Origin of the sequence: Aquiflexum sp. TKW24L (assembly GCF_023502205.1) — a bacterium.
GTDB lineage: Bacteria > Bacteroidota > Bacteroidia > Cytophagales > Cyclobacteriaceae > Cognataquiflexum.
In genome coordinates, this window is the sequence record NZ_JAMFLG010000007.1 from 36513 (window position 1) to 55299 (window position 18787).

Here is an 18787-nt window from a genome sequence, read left to right on the forward strand (position 1 = left end):
TTTAAAGAATATATCAGTTGATGTGTAATTTCAAGATTAAATTTTCACGTAAATTTTTTCTATAGTCTGAACAGAATAATCGATTTCGGGTGCCTAACGTCGAATTTACTTTTTATTGTCAATTCTTTGTTTTTATAATAATATTCTATTTATTACTCTAAATCACCCGATTTAAAGTATTTCTTTTATGTATATATAAAATACATAGAATTTTATATCAAAAAACGAAATACGTTTTCTTTGAGTCATTCTTCAAAATCCAGCGAATAAAATTCGTGGAATAATTGGCAAAATGCTCAACAAGTTCTCATTCGAGACACTTTGAAATCCAAAATTGGGGCTGATTGATTAAAAAATTAAAAAACAGCGCAAGTCCTTAATGGAAGATCCATTTAAAGTTGAACGTAAATGAGAAAACTTTACTCTAAATCATATTTGTGGTTGGTGCTTTTTCTGACAGCAATCTTTCAGATCAACGAAAGCGTCGCAGCACCGATTATCAAGGACGTGTTTATTTTTTCCGAGTGTGAAAAAAAAGCAGAAATTCGAGTCAGAAACGGTGTAGCTCCATATACTTATGTATGGAGTTTTGGTGGTGAAGTTATTCAGACCAATGCAGGACTGACTGAAAGTCAGTTTAGTACCATTGAGCAGGCGAAGGCAGGTGATTACACACTTTTTGTAACTGATAACGTCGGAAATACATACACTGAAATCATCAATTTCAAAGGAAGTACAAATTTCATACTTAATATAATTTACGAGGAGAACCAGGCTTGTGAAGGCGAAACATTTGGTATTGTATATGGTACGATCGAAAACGGAATCCCTCCTTTCACAATCAATTTTTTTGATGAATCCAATTCCCTTGTCCGTACCAATGTTATCGCGGGGAGAAACATTGACCTCAGCGGTGTGCCTGCAGGAAAATACCTAGTGGAAGTAATTGATGCCACAGGTTGTAAGGAATTGACCGAAATTGAAATTGAGGAAATCGAACCTTTAGTAATCACTCCGGGAGCGGGTGTTGGTACTTTTCCGGAAACGTGTATTGCCAATGGTGGTATCACTTATAACGCAACCAATTATTCAGGTACTGTTCAGTTCAGAATCAGAAGGTCAAACGGCACCTATGTAACGGGTTGGTTGCCTGCTACGGGTGGACAGATAAATTACAACCAATTAACGCAAGGAGATTATGTCCTTGAAATCATCGACCAATACAGGTTGGAAGATTGTCCCGAGGAATTGGTTTTCAATATTGGAAACGAAATCCTTTTGGAAGCTATTCCTTCCTCAGAAGGCGTTACTTGTTTTGGTGGAACGGACGGAACCATCAAAATAGACATTAACCGACTTTTTATGGGATTTGCATTTCCCCCTGCAAATGTGATTGTAGAAATCAGAAGACCTGACGGAACAGTTGCTGTCACCGGCCAAAGTATTGCCATCGGTGCCACCAATGGAACAAGGACATTTACAGGGTTTGGAGCGGGCGTACATACCATCATCGTCAAACATGGTGGAGTAAATTATCCGGAGTGTACTTTGACTTATACAGTGAATGTCCCAGCACCTCCAACACCATTGACAGCTTCTGTGACCACTAAAACACTGACTTGCTTTGGCCAAAACAATGGCTCTGCCACTGTCAATCGGTCAGGTGGATGGGGAGGTTATAAATACTTATGGAGTGGAGGACAGACCACAAGGACCGTAAACAATCTTGCTCCTGGAAATTATACTGTTCGGGTATCTGATACTGAAGGTTGTTTTATTGACCTGAATGTTACAATCACAGGACCACCTGCACCTGTCACAGGACAGATTGAACTATTGAATGGATTGGCATGCGCCGGCGCAAACAATGGATCTGCACGCGTATACAATATGGCAGGAGGTTGGGGCGGCTTCACTTATTTATGGAGCAATGGTGAAACCACAGCTACAGCCTTCAATTTACCGGCTGGAACCAATACTGTCAAAGTCAGGGATTCCAAAGGTTGCGAAGTAGAATACAGCATCGTGGTGCCTGTTCCTGCTGCGCCGGTCGTCACTTATACTCCTGTGAATCCTATTTGTTTTGGAGGAAATGACGGTAGCATCCGGGTACAGATTGCTGACAACGTCACATCTTTTACAGTTACAGCCAATGGGGAAAATAAAAGCGGCAATGATGTAACCTTCAACAACCTGCCTGCCGGTCAATATGAAGTGGTGGTCTCCTACGGAGTCAATTGTAAGATTACCGAATTTGTAGATGTGGTAAATCCACCGGCGATCAACATCAACGAAAATAACCTGGTTATCAAAAACCTCCTTTGCTCCGGAGATGGGAATGGATCCATCACAGGTCTTTCAACAAGTGGCGGTACTGGAACTTTGACTTACCAATGGCAAAAAGCGGTCTTAGGCACCTTCACAGATTTACCCGGTCAGACTTCCCTTAACATTATCAACCTTGATGGCGGTATTTACAAAATAATTGTGACCGACCAAAACGGATGTACTGTTTCCAAGGAATATACTATCATTGAACCCCTTCCACTTCAGGTAAGTCCGCCTGTGGTTGTGGATGTGGCTTGTTTTGGTGAATTGTCAGGATCCGTGAGTTTCACGATTTCCGGAGGAACAGCGCCTTATTCTTATTCACTCAACGGCGGAGGCTTTACGACTACTTCGGTTGGGGCAGTCACCATCGGTGGCTTGGGAGCCTCAATCAATAATTTTGTTGCGATCAGGGACGCAAATGGATGTGTGGTTCCAAACCTGAATTTTGATGTTTTATCGCTTCCGGAGATCACCATCAGTAATGTGGTCATTTCTCCTGAAACTTGCTTTGGTCAAAATAACGGTGGTATTTCAATTGACATTGCCGGAGGTACAGGCAATCTTGGCGTCAACTGGTTTGTAGCGGGAAATTTTTCAACCATCATCTCTACCAACCAAAATTTAACCAATGTTGCCCCCGGCCAATACACTGTCAAAGTATTTGATCTAGGAAATAACACCTGTTTTGTCCAAAGGACTTTTACCATCCCTCCTACGCCAGAACTCGAACTTAATTTGGATGGTGTGTTGAGCATCCTATGTTTTGGTGAAAATACTGGTGGGGTCAATATCTTAGTAACCGGAGGAACAGGTGCATATACCTATGACTGGACCGGACCGGGAGGTTTTACTGCTTCTACTCAAAATATCAGTTCCATTCCGGCAGGTCTTTATAATGTGACTGTAACGGATGCCAATGGTTGTTTCAAAGTATTAACTGATATTTTGGTAAACCAACCTCCAAGCGGTATTGTGATCAACCTGCTCAATGTCGTGGAACCAAAATGCCATGATTCCACAGATGGAAGAATCGAAGTTCAGATCGGAGGCGGGAATCCTGCCTATACCATCAATTGGCTAAGAGAAACTTCACCAGGTTTGTTCACACCTATCGCCGGTACTACCCAGACTTTGTCCAATATCGGTGAGGGTACATATAAAGTGGTTGTAACTGATGCCAATTCATGTTCAAGGGAACTGGTAGTGGATGTAAATGCTCCAAATCCTTTGATGGTATCTTTGGTGAGCAAAGATGAAGTGTCATGTTTTGGAAGGAATGATGGTAGGATAACAATCAATGTAACAGGCGGTACAGGAGTTTATTTCTTTGCTTGGGACCATGGGTTTATAAACCAAAATCCAAACAACCTAGCTGCAGGATTATATTCTGTCACTGTAAGAGATGCCAATGGCTGTGAATTCAGACTTGAAGATATTGAAATCACCCAACCAGATCCATTAGAAATAAACCTAGTAGATATTAGTGCTCCTTCATGTGCTTACAATGACGCCTCCATTGAAGTGGCTTTTGTGGGATGGATTCCAGGCGTGAGTTACAGCAGGTGGATTGAATTGAACACCAATACGCAAATTGCGGAAAACACCCCAACTGTATCAGGTTTGACTCCAGGATTCTACAGGGTAGAATATAGTCTTGCCGGAGCATGTATGGTTTCTCAGACGTACAGTGTTCCTGGTCCAAAAAATCCATTGCAACTATCTACGAATCCTCAGGATGCAAGCTGTCCGGGAGAATCCGGGATTTTGTTCCTGTCGGCCTTCGGCGGTGTACCCTCATATACCTACTCGATTCTCTATACCGGTACTTGGCAAGTCATCACTAATGCTATTTTATCAGGTCTTCCTATTGGTACATACGATGTCAAAGTTACAGATGCGGCTGGTTGTGAAGTTGCCTCTACCATCACCATCGATGAACCAAATCCGCCTGTTTTTGATGCGGAAGTTGAAAAAAATGTAAGCTGCTATGGAGGTAATGATGGCGTCATCAGGTTTGAGATTTCCGGAAATACTATCGGCATCACTGTTCAGTGGTATAGGAGAACTCTTATCGGAGGTAAAATTCCAATTACAGAAGCAAGCTTGGGAGCTTTGATCGTAGGTACTTACTTTATGGAAATCACCTATGCAGGTGGTTGTATGATAGAATCTGATGATTACGTCATTACCCAACCTGATGAAATCCTAATCTCTGAAACGATAGTCCAACCTATTTGTAATGGTGAATTCGGGACCTTTAGCATCACCTTTACAGGCGGTTCTCCGGGGAAAAATCTGCTTCTTACCTCCCTCAACGGCTATTCAAAAACATTTAACAACGAGGATTCAGGCACATTTGATTTTGTAAACCTTCCTGCTGGTGATTACACTTGGACCCTTGTTGATTCAGGCTGTACTGACAATCTGGGTACTTTTACCATTATTGCTCCAGTCAAACCTGATTTCACTATCAATTTCCAAGATGCTTCCTGCTTCGGAATCAATGACGGAATCATTGAAATCTTGAGTCCAATAGTACAAGGAGGAAGGACATTTACAGTATTTATCAATGGAGTCAGTCAAGGTGTTCAGACCTCATTCTTCGGCCTTGCTCCGGGTAACTACCTGATCAAAATAGTCGATAACCTTGGCTGTGAGTCTGATCCAAAATTGGTGGTAATCAGCCAGCCAGACAGACCATTAGAAATCATCAATTTAGTAAAAACAGAGGCCAGTTGCTTTGGATCAAATACCGGGGCTATAAATTTTGAAATCTCAGGCGGTCGACCATTATACAGAGCTACTCTCACCCCTGTCATAGGTGCCATACAGACTTTGAATAGCCTTACAGAAAATACGGTCTATTCATTCATGGGTCTCGCAGCCGGAAATTATACATTAGAGGTTTGGGATTACAACAATGTCTGTCAGACAAGTACTTTATTCACCATCACCCAGCCAGGAACATTCACTGTAAGCTCAAATGCAGGTTCCATTTTATGTTTCGGTGGGACGACCTTTATTGAATTGACCCCGGTCGGAGGTACCGAGCCTTATACCTATGTGTGGGAAAAATTCAATACAGGTACAAGCACTTGGGAAATTTTACCGGAAACAACCAGAAGGCTAAACAATGCTGCCGCAGGTCAGTACAGGTACTCCGTGCAGGAAGTAAATGCTTGCTCGGTAGTTTCGGATACTGTTATCATTCCTGACGGAAGCGCGGTGACGCTGACCTTTGTTGCTGCAGATATTCTGTGTTATGGAGAATCTGCTTTGGTAACACTTCAGGCAGCATCCGGAGGCTCTACCAATTTCACCTACTTTGTCAATGGAAGCCAGATTTTTGGAAACACCTTCCTAGCCAGAGCAGGAAACTATCTGGTGTATGCCATTGACAATGTCAAAGGCTGTATTTCGTCGGATGTGAATATCAATATGATTCAACCGGCCGCTCCACTGAGTGTTTTGGATTACACCTCTACTGATTTGAGTTGCTTCGAGTCAGGCGATGGAAGTATTTCCCTTTCATTGACCGGAGGAACAGCTCCTTATACGATTACTTTCCAAGGAACTGATTATTTGGCAAATGAAAATCAGGTGGTGGTATTCAATAACCTGAATGCGCTGGTTGCGTACACCTTCGCAGCTGTTGACGCCAATGGATGTTCAGTAGCTATCCCGCCAAAAACCCTCAGCCAACCATTTGCATTGCAAGCGGCTGCCACTTATGTCGATATTCTTTGCTTTGGTGGGACCTCACAAATCAGCTTGCAAATCACAGGTGGAACCAAACCATATGGTATATCCTGGGCTTATTCGGTAGACAATACCATATTTGCTCCGGTCCCCGCATCCAATAACTTAACCACATTGACAGGATTGGTAGCGGGTTATTACAGATATACAGTTTCTGATGGAGGTTGTGCGGATGTGATTGAAACAATTTGGATTCGTGAACCTTCAAAAGTTATTCTTGATGCTGTCACCACAGATGTCTCCTGTTTTGGAGGAAGTGATGGAACAGTGGTATTTACACCTTCCGGAGGCGCTTTTGCTACGTATCGGATATTCTTCAACGGACTTGAAATATCCGGAAACACAGTAACAGGCCTGACAGCAGGAACATACAATGCCTTTACTTTGAATGGTACATGCAAGTCTGATGTCATCCCAATTGTAATCGGTCAACCTGCCCAACCACTATCCGTAACGGTAGATTATCTGGAGGAAGTACTTTGCTTCGGAGACTTATCGGACATTAACCTGAGCATTTCAGGAGGAAATGGATCCTATCTGGCATACCTGAACGGAATTGAATATACTGTTGACCCTAGTGGTAACATCAGTTTTGCTGACTTGTCACCTGCTACATATAACCTCAGAGTAATAGATGCGAAAGGTTGTGAATGGTTAGAATCTGTCACCATCATCGATACCACACCCATTGAGATCATTCAGGATGAAATCATCGATGTGAGCTGCTTTGGTTCTTCGGATGGGGAAATCAAAGTTTCCATTACAGGCGGAACAGGTAGCTACACATACCGTTGGTTGGATTCCACCAATACCCTTGTCGGAACAAATCAGGATTTGGCCGATGTACCTGCCGGGACTTATACCCTGATCGTGAAGGACGAAAACAATTGTGAAGCCACGAGAGATTTTATCATTGCAGACAGCACCCCGGTTGATTTTACTTCAACATTTACAAACATCACTTGTGCCGGATCTCAAAACGGGTCGATTTCTGTAGTAGGTTCAGGTGGAAAGCCTGGATATACTTTGGTAATTGATGGCATCCAGTTTCCTGGATTGACAGCTAGTGGTTTGAGACCAAAGACTTACAATGTCTTTGTTTTGGATGCCAATGGATGCGCCTCTCCTGTAAAACAAATAACCATCACAGAACCGACTCCTCTTACTCTTGTGGTCAACAAAGTCAATGTGAGCTGTTTTAACCTGAACAATGGAACTGCAGAAGCAGTGTTTTCCGGTGGTACTGCCCCATACAACGTCAGGTGGTCGGATGGAAATACCCAGCCTAACAGGACGGGATTGGCTCCCGGAAATTATGAAGTGGTGATAACTGATGCCAATGGTTGTATTGCAAGAAGCAATGTCATCATCACCCAGCCTGTCCCTATTTTAGTGGTAGAGACCATCAGTCCTGTCAGCTGTTTTGGTGGAAGTGACGGCAGCATATCTTTGGCCATTACGGGAGGCAACGGTGGATTCACCGTCGCTTGGACTGACAAAATTACCGGGACACCTGTCGGAACCGGAAACGTGGTCAACAATCTGCCTATGGGTATTTATGTTGCTACCATTAGGGATGCCTTGGGTTGTGTTGCTATCAGAGAATATGCCGTCACCCAGCCTGCAGAACCCTTGTCCGTACAGCCGATTATTTCCAATGTAAGATGTGCAGGCGAAAACAATGGAAGCATTGACCTGATTGTGTCGGGAGGCACAGCTCCTTATACTTACGCCTGGTCATCTGGCGAAACGACCAGAGCCATCAATGGAAAATCAGGTGGATCTTATACCGTTAATGTCCGTGACAGCAAAGGATGTATTATCAGCCAAACATTCCAGATTTTAGAACCACAAGCAATTGCTGTTACACTGGTATCAAGCCAAGATGTCACCTGTAAGTTTGGCAATGATGGAAGCATCCGTGTCAATATAACAGGTGGAACCGGAGCGTATAATATTCAATGGAGCAATGGAATGACAGGGACCAATCTTACCGGGTTACGAGCTGGTAATTATACCATCTTTGTCATTGATGAAAACTCTTGCCTCATCAGTGCGACCTACACGATCACCGAGCCGGCTGCCGAATTGGCCTTATCCGCAACGAGTTCAACGGAAATTTGCGCTTTTGACCAGCAAATAGAGTTGAATCTTACCGTGACAGGAGGAACTGCACCTTACACTTTTGCATGGTCAAATGGAGCAACTACTCAAAATCTGATAGGAATTCAGCCCGGAAACTATTCTGTTGTTGTAACAGATTCCAAAGGTTGTAGGGTACAGGGAGATTATAATGTCCCACCTCCTTCTCTTCCGATGGATCTTAAGATCGAAGGCAAATTTGCGGTATGTACCAGCGGAGAAAGAGGTGAAATCGTTTCAACAGTTACAGGAGGTCTTGCACCATACACCTATGCATGGTCAAATGGAGCTACTTCCTCTACCATCACTGATTTGCTTCCGGGTTCTTACACGCTGATTGTAACAGATGCAAAAGGTTGTTCTGTTTCTAAAACAACTGAAATTGCCAGACCATTGAACCTGAGGATTAGTCTTCAGAATATCAAAGCTGTCTCTTGCTTCAGCGGTTTGGATGGTCTGATAGAGATAGCAATAACCGGAGGAAGAGCACCCTACAAAATTAATTGGAGCAACGGGCTTCAAGGCCAATTGGCTGCGACCAACCTCGCTGCCGGAACTTATAATGTAACTGTAGAAGATGCCCTCGGCTGTATCGTAACGGGCACATACAATATCAGGGAACCTGAACTGCTCTTTTTTAGGGAAACAGTAGAAGACAGCAAATGTGCCGGAAGCAATAATGGATCCATCACCCTGAATGTCATCGGTGGCGCTGCGCCATATACCTACAAATGGTCTCATGGAGCAAACAGCAGAATTGTCAGGAATCTAGCTCCAAATACCTACAGTGTTTTGATTACCGATAGAAACGGTTGTACAACAGGGGGCAATTTCGTGGTATCTGAACCGGATCCAATTGTAATTGAAAGCACCCATTCAGAGATTTTGGATTGCTTTGGTGATGAAAATGGCTTTATAAACCTTGAAGTCCGAGGAGGAATTCAACCATACCGAATCAAATGGGCCGATACACCTATCGAGACCTTGAACCGGGCCAATCTCGCCGCAGGTACCTATAGAGTAAGTATCACGGATGACAACGGATGTATCACCAATAAGACATTTGAAATCAAGCAACCGGATCAATTAGAGGTAAGGCTCTTTACAAGGTTTGATGTGGATTGTGAAAACAGAGAATTGACAGGTGTGGCTTGGGTAGTCATCAAGGGTGGTACACCTGATTATCGAATTCAATGGAACACCGGCTCCACTAATGTAGAAGAAACCAATTTCTATGAAGATGGGGAAATCACCGCCATAGTCACAGATAGAAATGGCTGTTTGGTGGAAGTTTCAAAAGAAGTGATCATGCCGATCGCATTTACCGACGCCTCCTTCACTTATACCGTGATTTCAATAGGGGTTCAGGGTGAGATTTTGGTCAACGAACCTGTCCAGTTCAATGATGCCACGCTCGGTCAGGTGATTGCTTGGGAATGGGATTTTGGAGACGGGACCAAGAGCAATGAGCAGAACCCGGTCCATACCTTCACCAAAAAAGGAAAATACACTATTTCCCTGAAGACCTTCGACGAATTGGGCTGTGTGTCCGATACCAAAATGGAGATTGAGGTTTTTGCTTCTTACAGGATTTTGGTACCAAATGCATTCACGCCAAACGGGGATGGGCTCAACGATACCTTCATTCCCAAGATGCGTGGCATTGAGGACTTTGAGCTTCACATTTTCAACAAGTGGGGAGAATTGGTCTACTCCGCATTTAGCAAAGAGGATGCGGGATGGGACGGTACCCTCCGTGGGACGATGAGTCCTAATGGCAACTATGTGTATAAAATAATATTTAAAGCTGTCGACGGCGAAAAGGGCAGCCAAACAGGTGTCTTTACCCTTGTCCTGTAATCCTTAGAAACCCAAATGAATCCAAATAACATTTAAAATGAGGTCCTGAATAATATGAAAAAGATACTTTACCTTTTTATGATTCTCCTCCTGCCCCACAAAGTCAGCGCTCAGGATGTGCAGTTTTCGCAGTTTTATGCGGCTCCCTTGTTTCTAAATCCTGCATTTACAGGAGCTTCGGAACTCACCCGAGTTGGGGCCAATTATCGGAATCAATGGCCCGGTCTGGACCATTCCTTTAATTCTTACTCTGCCTATATCGATCACTACATGTTTGATATCAATAGCGGAATCGGATTGATTTTCAATGGAAACAGAGAAAGTATGGCAAAGCTAAGTACTAACGAAATCGGATTGACTTATTCCTATCGATTACAGTTGGGATACGAATCATTTCTTAGGTTTGGAGGTCAGGCAAGTTATATTTCAAGAGATGCATATTTTGGTGATTTGGTATTTGGGTCACAGTTGGATATCAACCGAGGGATTGTGGATGGTTTCAGCGGAGAATTGTTTTCTGATGATTATAGACATCAGTTTATGGATTTCAATTTTGGGATGCTCTTTCATACGGAGACATTATGGGTAGGTGTATCCGGCCATCACCTGACCCAGCCAAATACTTCATTCATAGATGGTAACATCAGCAAACTTCCCATGAAATTATCAGCCCATGGTGGATTGAAAATTGACCTTGGTGAAGGGTTTATTAATAATTATTTCAACAATTCCCGTCAAGAAAGATCCGCTTTCCTTGCTTTCAATTACAAGCACCAAGACCCTTTCAACCAACTGGATGTCGGAGCTCAATTCTTTATTCAGCCATTGGTATTAGGAGTTTGGTATAGGGGATTTCCGGTCAAATATTCTTTGCCAAACAATGAAGCCTTCATCGCATTGATCGGAATGACCTTGGAAAGCGGCCTTGATATTGGTTATAGCTTCGATTTTACTACCTCAAAACTAGCACTCAGCAGCTCGGGTGGAGCTCATGAAATATCAATCAGGTATTCATTTCTCTATGGAGATCCAAACCAACGAAACAGAAGAAGTACCATAATTCCATGCTTCAGATTCTAATATCAAAAGTTGAAAAATGAATTTATGATAAGCCCTTGATTATTTTGAAAGTAATTTTTTCCATCGACAAGCCTGCCAAATTGCAAAATTTGATTGAGGTAGCCACCTTCTATCCGGACAGATCCTGAAAACCGATATCCTGCCAAGATTCCCAAGCGGTTTTGGTCAAAAACATTTTGATTCACATTCTTGCCGAAGCCAATCATAATCTCATCAAAGACTGCAAAATATGGCTCCTTGTCATCCAAAGTAGGTCCTACTAATGGAATGTCCAACCGTAACAAATAACGGATCCTATTTAGATAAACAAATTCATCAGCTTCGGTGGCTTTGGGATCAAGGCTTCTTCCCACCCACCTTTGTTCAAGCATAAATCTGTGTGTAACGTTGACCATTCCGATTGGATTGTTTATCAATGCCATTTGATAGGTTCGGTGTTCAGGAAATCTGATTCCATTACCTGCAATTGGCTGATCTCCATAATTATAGGTGTCTGCAAATGCGTATCCCACCCTAAAAATCACTTGCGGATGAACCTTGTAATTAATTCCTGCCCGATACAGATTCTGTTGCGGATTGGCTATCCATTCTGTCCTCCGTAATTGGAATTCCCCATGGACACTCCATTTATCGTCTATTTTATAATTGGCAAAAAAGGCAAACCAACCGATCGAATTGTTTTCAGTTTGCCTATTGTTTTGGCTAAAAGCAGTGCTTGCTATGGTAAAAAAAATAAGGGTCAATATAAAGGGTGTACTACTTCGTTTCATTTGCATTTAAAAATTAGATGGCAAAACATTCAAGGGGGATTTTAATCAAATGTACTTTGGGTTACCCGAAATATAAAATCTCCTCTGCCATCACAACCTTTGCTCCTGCTTTAAACATTTCATCTACTGCCTGTAAATAATCGTCTTCCCTGATATTCACTGCCCTTGTTGCATCCGCAATCAGGGTTGTTTTAAACCCTTCCGATATCGCATCCAAAACAGTAAACTTCACACAATAATCCGTCGCCAGGCCGCAGGCATAAACTTCTTCGATTCCATTTTGCTTCAGAAAAACACTCAATCCTGTATCCCCCATCCTATTGTTATCAAAGAACCCACTATAAGAATCAACTTTTGGATTGGTCCCCTTTTTAAATACAGCCTTCCACTTTTCGGTCCTGAGATCCGGGTGAAATTCTGCCCCTTTTGTATCCCGAACACAATGTACAGGCCAAAGAATCTGGTTAACTCCATTTAAGTCTATGAAATCGCCAACATTTTTATTTGGGTGATTTGCAGCAAAGCTCCCGTGGTCCGCAGGATGCCAATCTTGAGTTGCAACGATAAAGTCAAACTTTCCCTGAAGTTCGTTGATAATCGGAACTACATGATCACCTTCCTTCACCGCCAATGCTCCGCCGGGAATAAAATCATTTTGGACATCGACAATTATAAGTGCTTTCATTTGATTGTGGTTAATGGTTATTTGTTATTGGATTATTGGGTTATTGGATTATTTGGTTAATGGTTAATTGGATTGGGATTTAAATCAATTGCTCAAGGATTAGGGGTGCAATGGATTTGATTTGTAAAAAGTCGGATTTGTTTACAAAACTATTTGGGTGGCTGTTGGTCGATACGACTTTTTCGATCACTCCTGATTCCTGGATTTTTTTCAACGCATCGTTGCTAAATAATCCATGGGTGGTGATGGTAAATATTTTTTTTGCACCTGCCGTCTTATATGCCTTGGCTGCACTGATCAAAGATCCACCTGTCCTGACCATGTCATCATAAATCACCACGTCTCTACCTTCCACGTCAGCTGAAATACTGGTGACTTCAGTTTTGTCACCCGAAATTCTTCTTTTGAAAACAAAAGCAGCATTCACTCCCATCTCATTGGCCAATGATTCAACCCATTTGGCCCTACCCGCGTCAGTACAGGCCATCACAAATCCATCGTCGGCAAGCTCCAAAGCTGCTTTGATGATAATGGGTTTACAATACACATGATTGATCAGGGCCTGACCTTCAAAATAATGCGGTATACCTTCAGAATGTAGGTCAAAGAAAACAAAATGATTTCCCAAACTCGTCCTTGGCAAAGAAGAAAACATCACTGCTCGGGATTTGGCAGTGACCACCTCCCCTATTTTTACCGCCCTTTCCATGGTGCTATACCCAAAGTAAGGAAAAAATAAATGGATGGATCTTGCCCCATATTTGATCAAGGCATAAGCCAGATCGTAAATTTCAAGCGTATCTGAATCTGAAATTGTCCCACCGATCAGGACAACATCCCTGCCATTGACAGGAGTCATGATACGCTGATACCGCTCTCCGTCCGGAAACAATTTGACTTCAATGATTCCTCTTTCGAAGTCACCAAGCTGTAATACTTCTTCCTGTAGATATTTGTAATCCGGAATGCTAAATATTATTTTCTTCTCCATCATAATTTTTCATTTTGAAAACCAACTCATTTCGAAGCTGGTACAAGTTCTCCTCCAATCCAACCGGATAAATATGTGGATTGACCAGACGCTTTAAGGCTTTATCAAACTGAGCAAGGTTCCGGGCAGCACTGGCTTTTAATTGGTGGATATCAGGCAGGGTGTAGACTTTTTGTCCTTTTACAAAAATTTGCTTTAGCAATACCTCTTGCTCCAGTCCTTTAGCTTTGATCTTTTTTCTTTTGGTTGGATCTATAGGATCGATGATGACAAACTCTTCAGAACCCAAATCTTTGGATTCCAAATAAATCATATCGGCCACCGCTTTTCCATTTTTTGTAAATCTCACCACATTATGATTTCCAGGAATATTGATTTTGATGGATTGCTGGGAAACTTTCACTTTGGGTTCCCAATGTCCATCTTTGGTTTTGAGGGCAGATAATTTATAAACCGCCCCAAGCGCCGGTTGGTCAAAAGCCGTTACGAGTTTGGTCCCTACGCCCCAGATATCGATGGAGGCTTCCTGGATTTTTAGTGAAGTAATGATGTGCTCGTCAAGGTCATTGGAAGCGACTACTTTTGCGTCCGGAAAACCGGCTTCATCCATCATCTCCCTTGCAATATTGCTGTAATATGCCAAATCTCCCGAATCAATGCGGACACCGATCCATTCTTTTCCTTTTTCACGAAGCAATTTTCCGACTTCAATGGCATTGCGAATCCCGTTGATCGTATCGTAGGTATCCACCAAAAACACACATTTGTCAGGAAAAGCATCTGCATAAGCTTTGAAAGCTTCCAACTCAGTATCAAATGACATAATCCAGCTGTGTGCATGTGTTCCTGAAACAGGTATTCCGAATAATTTCCCGGCCAATACATTGCTAGTCGAAGCGCATCCACCTATATAAGATGCCCTGCTTGCGGCCAATGCACCGTCAATACCCTGCGCTCTACGTAATCCAAACTCCATCACAGGATCACCTTGAGCTGCAAATGAAATCCTTGCAGCCTTAGTAGCTATCAAGGTTTGAAAGTTGACAATGTTCAACAAGGGCGTTTCCAACAACTGACACTGAAGCAAAGGGCCTGTCACCTTGACCAAGGGAATATGTGGAAAAACTACAGTTCCTTCTTCAACCGCTTCAATGCTACATTTGAATTCCATCTGCTTCAGGTAGGAAATAAATGAAGGTTCAAAAGTGGGAGAACCATCAGCGTTTTTCATTTCCAAAAGAAAGGTCAAATCATCCTCATCAAAATGGAAATTTCGGCAAAAGTCAATGACATATTCCAAACCAGCCGCAAGGGTAAAACCACTTTGAAAAGGATGTTTTCTAAAGAAAAGATTGAATACAGCCTCTTGCTCAGCTTTTCCGGATTTCCAATAACCGTAAGCCATGGTCAGTTGGTAAAAATCGGTCAACAACGCCAATGACCCTTGATATAAATCCTTCGTAATTTTCATGAGAAAAATTTCTTTGGTAAAACTATTTTGTATTCTTTCAATTTGCAATATATGACTTGGCAAAAACAGAAACATATTAAAAAGACTCAATTAACAATCTTTTTAGATATGGGAAACAAGTTTAAAAAAACTTTACTTCAAAATATTCATCGCAACTCCGAGCAAAACCAAAGCCATACCGAAAAACACCATCAGACTGTATGTTTCTCCAAATATCAGGAATCCAAAACTCAGGGCATATATGATCCCAATATAGCTTAAGCTTGCCACTTTGGATAGGTTGGCATTTTGATAAGCCAATGTCATGAAGTATTGGGCAAATTGGGTCAATAGGCCAACTGCCAATAAAATACCCCAGTCCCATCCCACAGGTATGACCCACACGAAATAGCTGATCAAAGCTGCAATTGGAATGGTGATAAAAGGAAAATAAAACATGATGACCAAAGGATGTTCTGAGTTTTTGATTTTCCTGATAATATTATATGCCAAGCCCATGGCCAGTGCAGATACCAAACCAATCGACATATCCAAAAATGTGATCCTAGGATCAAAACCCTGAATGATCACGACACCTGCAAAGGATACTCCAAAATACAGGAATTGCTTCGCCCTCACGTTTTCCTTCACAATGAAAATTCCCAAAATGGTTGTAAAAATTGGTGCCAGATAATTGATGGTCACGGCACTTGCCAAAGGGATACTCTGTAAAGTATAAAAAAAAGTCATCAACCCGATCGAGCCTGCTATTCCTCTCAGAATCAGCAGTTTTTTGTTGTTACCAAAAACTGGAACAGCTTCTTTTTTGAGCAGGATGTATGTCAAGATCAAGCTAAAAACAGAGCGGAAAAGAATAACTTCAATAGCAGGAATGTGAGGAATCAGCTTAACTGAAACATTCATCAGGGAAAAAAGAAACCCCGCCAATAGCATGTGCTGAACACTTTTTTTATTCAATGTGAAATGGTTTTTTCAAATCTAATGGAATAAGAAAAATCAAAAGTGATTGTTTAAAATTAATTTTGAATTTTGATGACCTTTTGAACAAACAGGGATGATCTGAGTAATACCAATCTAATATTCTTTCAAAAAAAGCAAAAATATGGCACTCAAGATTGGACAAAAGTCCCCTGACTTCACATTACCTTCGACCTCAGGAGAAAAATTTACATTATCAATCCATGCTGCAGGAAAGCCATGTGTCATATATTTCTACCCAAAGGATTTTACCAAAGTCTGCACTGCAGAAGCCTGTGATTTTAGGGATCAATTTTCTGCTTTCAGAGATTTGGATGTCCCAGTAGTCGGAATAAGCAGAGACACAATCACTACCCACCTAAAATTCAAAAAAGAGAACAATCTCCCCTTCGAACTTTTGAGTGATGGAACCGGAAATGTTTGCAAACTTTATGATGCGCTAATACCACTTGTAAAAATGCCAAAACGAGTGACCTATTTTCTTGATAGCAATCACGTGATACGGGGTGCTTATTCTGATATGTTTGAATCAAAAAAACATGTGGATGAAATGATTAAGTTGTTGAAGAAGTGATTTACTGACCGATAATCTTACCATCCTGCATGACGAGGGTTCGGTCAGCCATTTGAGCAAGTTCTTGATTATGAGTCACAATCACGAAAGACTGGCCGAATTCTTTTCTTAATTCAAAAAATAGCTTGTGCAATGCCTCTGCACTTTTGGAGTCTAGGTTTCCACTTGGTTCATCCGCAAAAATTATTTTTGGATCATTGACTAAAGCCCTTGCCACCGCGACCCTCTGCTGTTCACCACCGGAAAGTTCTGAAGGTTTATGACCAAGTCTACTGCTTATCCCCAACCTCTCTGCCAATTGGCCTGCTCTTTTTCGGACATCATTCATGGTCTTGTTTGCAATAAGACCCGGAATCATGATATTTTCCTCAGCGGTAAATTCAGGTAGAAGATTGTGAAACTGGAAAATAAATCCAATTTCTCGGTTTCTGAATTCTGCTAACTTATCACCTCTCAGCCCTGTTATTAAGGTTTTACCAATATTGACTTCACCTTGGTCTGCCTGATCCAAAGTCCCCAAGATATGCAATAAGGTACTTTTTCCAGCACCGGAGGATCCCACGATGGATACTACTTCACCCGAATTGATATTTACATCCACCCCCTTGAGGACATGTAAGTCTCCATAGTTTTTATGGATTCCCTTTGCAACCAGCATATATTGTAATTTTAGTCACCAAATATAAATATTACATATTCCTATGGTACCATTGAAGGGATTTATTTACCAAAAGAGCGGATGTTAATTTGATAAATAAACATGTAGCGCTTAACTTCGGGCAAAAATTTTCATAAGGATGAACATACACGAATATCAAGCTAAAGAACTTTTGAAGAGCTATGGCGTCAGAATTCAGGAAGGGTTAGTTGCAGACAGCCCTGAAGGAGCTTTGGAAGCCGCCAAGAAACTTAACGCTACAACCGGAACTTCCTGGTATGTAATCAAAGCCCAGATCCATGCAGGTGGAAGAGGTAAAGGATTGGTGAATGAAACAGGTTCCCGCGGAGTTATTTTGGCAAAGAGTCTCGAAGATGTTCCTGTAAAAGCAGCGGGTATCCTTGGTGGAACTTTGGTTACCATTCAAACTGGTGCTGAAGGCAAAAAAGTAAACAAAGTTTTGGTAGCAGAGGATGTTTATTATCCAGGAGCTTCTGAACCTAAAGAATATTATTTGTCCATCTTGTTGGACAGAGGAAAAGGTTGCAATGTCATCATGGCTTCTACAGAAGGTGGAATGGACATTGAGGAAGTAGCCGAAAAACACCCTGAAAAAATCATTAAAGAATGGATTGACCCTAGATTAGGTCTTCAAGGCTTTCAAGCCAGAAAAGTTGCTTTCAAATTAGGGTTGGAAGGAGTTGCCTTCAAGGAAATGGTAAAATTCATCACCTCCCTTTACAATGCCTATATCGGTTCAGATGCAGCCCAGTTCGAAATCAACCCAGTTTTAAAGACCTCAGACGATAAAATTTTGGCAGTTGACGCCAAAGTAAATCTTGATGACAATGCACTTTACAGACAAAAAGACCTTGCCGAGTTGAGAGACATTGCGGAAGAAGATCCTTTGGAAGTGGAAGCAGGCAAATCAGGTTTGAATTATGTGAAATTGGATGGAAATGTGGGATGTATGGTCAATGGCGCCGGACTTGCAATGGCTACCATGGACATGATCAAGCTTTCAGGTGGTGAACCTGCCAACTTCCTCGATGTGGGAGGAGGAGCCAATGCTGTCACTGTGGAAGCAGGATTTAGGATAATCCTTCAAGACCCAAATGTTAAAGCCATTCTTATCAATGTTTTTGGAGGAATTGTAAGGTGTGACAGAATCGCCAATGGCGTCGTGGAAGCATACAAATCTATTGGAGACATCCCAGTTCCAATTATTGTAAGACTCCAAGGAACCAATGCAGAAGAAGGTGCTAGAATAATAGATGAATCGGGGCTGAAAGTTTCCTCCGCCATTACATTGAAAGATGCTGCTGAAAAAGTAAAAGCTGCTATATCTTAATAAGAGTTGTTATTAAAGCGTGCGTAGTTCAATTGGATAGAATATCGGATTTCGGCTCCGAGGGTTGAGGGTTCGAATCCTTCCGCGCGCACAAAGCCTCAGGTTTGACCTGGGGCTTTTGTTTTTCTAAATGATTT

General features: G+C 42.0%; 10 protein-coding genes and 1 tRNA gene. 5 read left to right on the forward strand and 6 right to left on the reverse strand.

Going from position 1 to position 18787, the window contains the following annotated elements; genetic code table 11:
• The first annotated feature begins 408 nt into the window (after positions 1-408).
• The gene (locus tag M3O96_RS06465; protein WP_249719513.1) at positions 409-10092 is read left to right on the forward strand and encodes a T9SS type B sorting domain-containing protein; all 9684 of its coding nucleotides are present in this window, start codon (positions 409-411) and stop codon (positions 10090-10092) included.
• A 54-nt stretch (positions 10093-10146) separates the two neighbouring features.
• The gene (locus M3O96_RS06470; protein WP_249719514.1) at positions 10147-11172 is read left to right on the forward strand and encodes a PorP/SprF family type IX secretion system membrane protein; all 1026 of its coding nucleotides are present in this window, start codon (positions 10147-10149) and stop codon (positions 11170-11172) included.
• A gap of 2 nt (positions 11173-11174) precedes the next feature.
• Here the strand turns inward: M3O96_RS06470 and M3O96_RS06475 are convergent, their stop codons facing one another.
• The 5 genes from M3O96_RS06475 to M3O96_RS06495 all read right to left on the reverse strand — a co-directional run bounded on the left by M3O96_RS06475 (position 11175) and on the right by M3O96_RS06495 (position 16022).
• On the reverse strand, positions 11175-11942 hold the full coding sequence (locus tag M3O96_RS06475) for a DUF2490 domain-containing protein (RefSeq protein ID WP_249719515.1): 768 nt from the start codon (positions 11940-11942) through the stop codon (positions 11175-11177).
• A 61-nt stretch (positions 11943-12003) separates the two neighbouring features.
• A complete protein-coding gene (gene pncA, locus M3O96_RS06480; protein WP_249719516.1) occupies positions 12004-12627 on the reverse strand; it encodes a bifunctional nicotinamidase/pyrazinamidase in 624 nt (207 codons plus the stop codon).
• Positions 12628-12706: 79 nt separating this feature from the next.
• Positions 12707-13621 carry a ribose-phosphate diphosphokinase gene (gene prs / locus M3O96_RS06485; protein WP_249719517.1) on the reverse strand — a complete coding sequence of 305 codons (915 nt, stop codon included), beginning with the start codon at positions 13619-13621 and terminating at the stop codon, positions 12707-12709.
• Positions 13596-15089, reverse strand: coding sequence for a nicotinate phosphoribosyltransferase (locus M3O96_RS06490; protein ID WP_249719518.1), 1494 nt, complete (start codon positions 15087-15089; stop codon positions 13596-13598). The genes prs and M3O96_RS06490 overlap by 26 nt, the downstream gene beginning before the upstream one ends.
• A gap of 132 nt (positions 15090-15221) precedes the next feature.
• On the reverse strand, positions 15222-16022 hold the full coding sequence (locus M3O96_RS06495; RefSeq protein WP_249719651.1) for a DMT family transporter: 801 nt from the start codon (positions 16020-16022) through the stop codon (positions 15222-15224).
• Between the two features lie 169 nt (positions 16023-16191).
• On the opposite strand from M3O96_RS06495, the gene M3O96_RS06500 reads away from it, so the two are divergent.
• The gene (locus M3O96_RS06500; protein ID WP_249719519.1) at positions 16192-16641 is read left to right on the forward strand and encodes a peroxiredoxin; all 450 of its coding nucleotides are present in this window, start codon (positions 16192-16194) and stop codon (positions 16639-16641) included.
• 1 nt (position 16642) lies between these two features.
• Here the strand turns inward: M3O96_RS06500 and M3O96_RS06505 are convergent, their stop codons facing one another.
• Positions 16643-17299: an ABC transporter ATP-binding protein gene (locus tag M3O96_RS06505; protein ID WP_249719520.1), complete on the reverse strand. Its 657-nt coding sequence runs from the start codon at positions 17297-17299 to the stop codon at positions 16643-16645.
• A 139-nt stretch (positions 17300-17438) separates the two neighbouring features.
• Here M3O96_RS06505 and sucC point away from each other — a divergent pair, with 139 nt between their 5' ends.
• The gene (gene sucC, locus M3O96_RS06510; RefSeq protein ID WP_249719521.1) at positions 17439-18650 is read left to right on the forward strand and encodes an ADP-forming succinate--CoA ligase subunit beta; all 1212 of its coding nucleotides are present in this window, start codon (positions 17439-17441) and stop codon (positions 18648-18650) included.
• Between the two features lie 17 nt (positions 18651-18667).
• Positions 18668-18741: transfer RNA gene (locus M3O96_RS06515), tRNA-Arg, on the forward strand.
• The last annotated feature ends 46 nt before the right edge of the window (positions 18742-18787 follow it).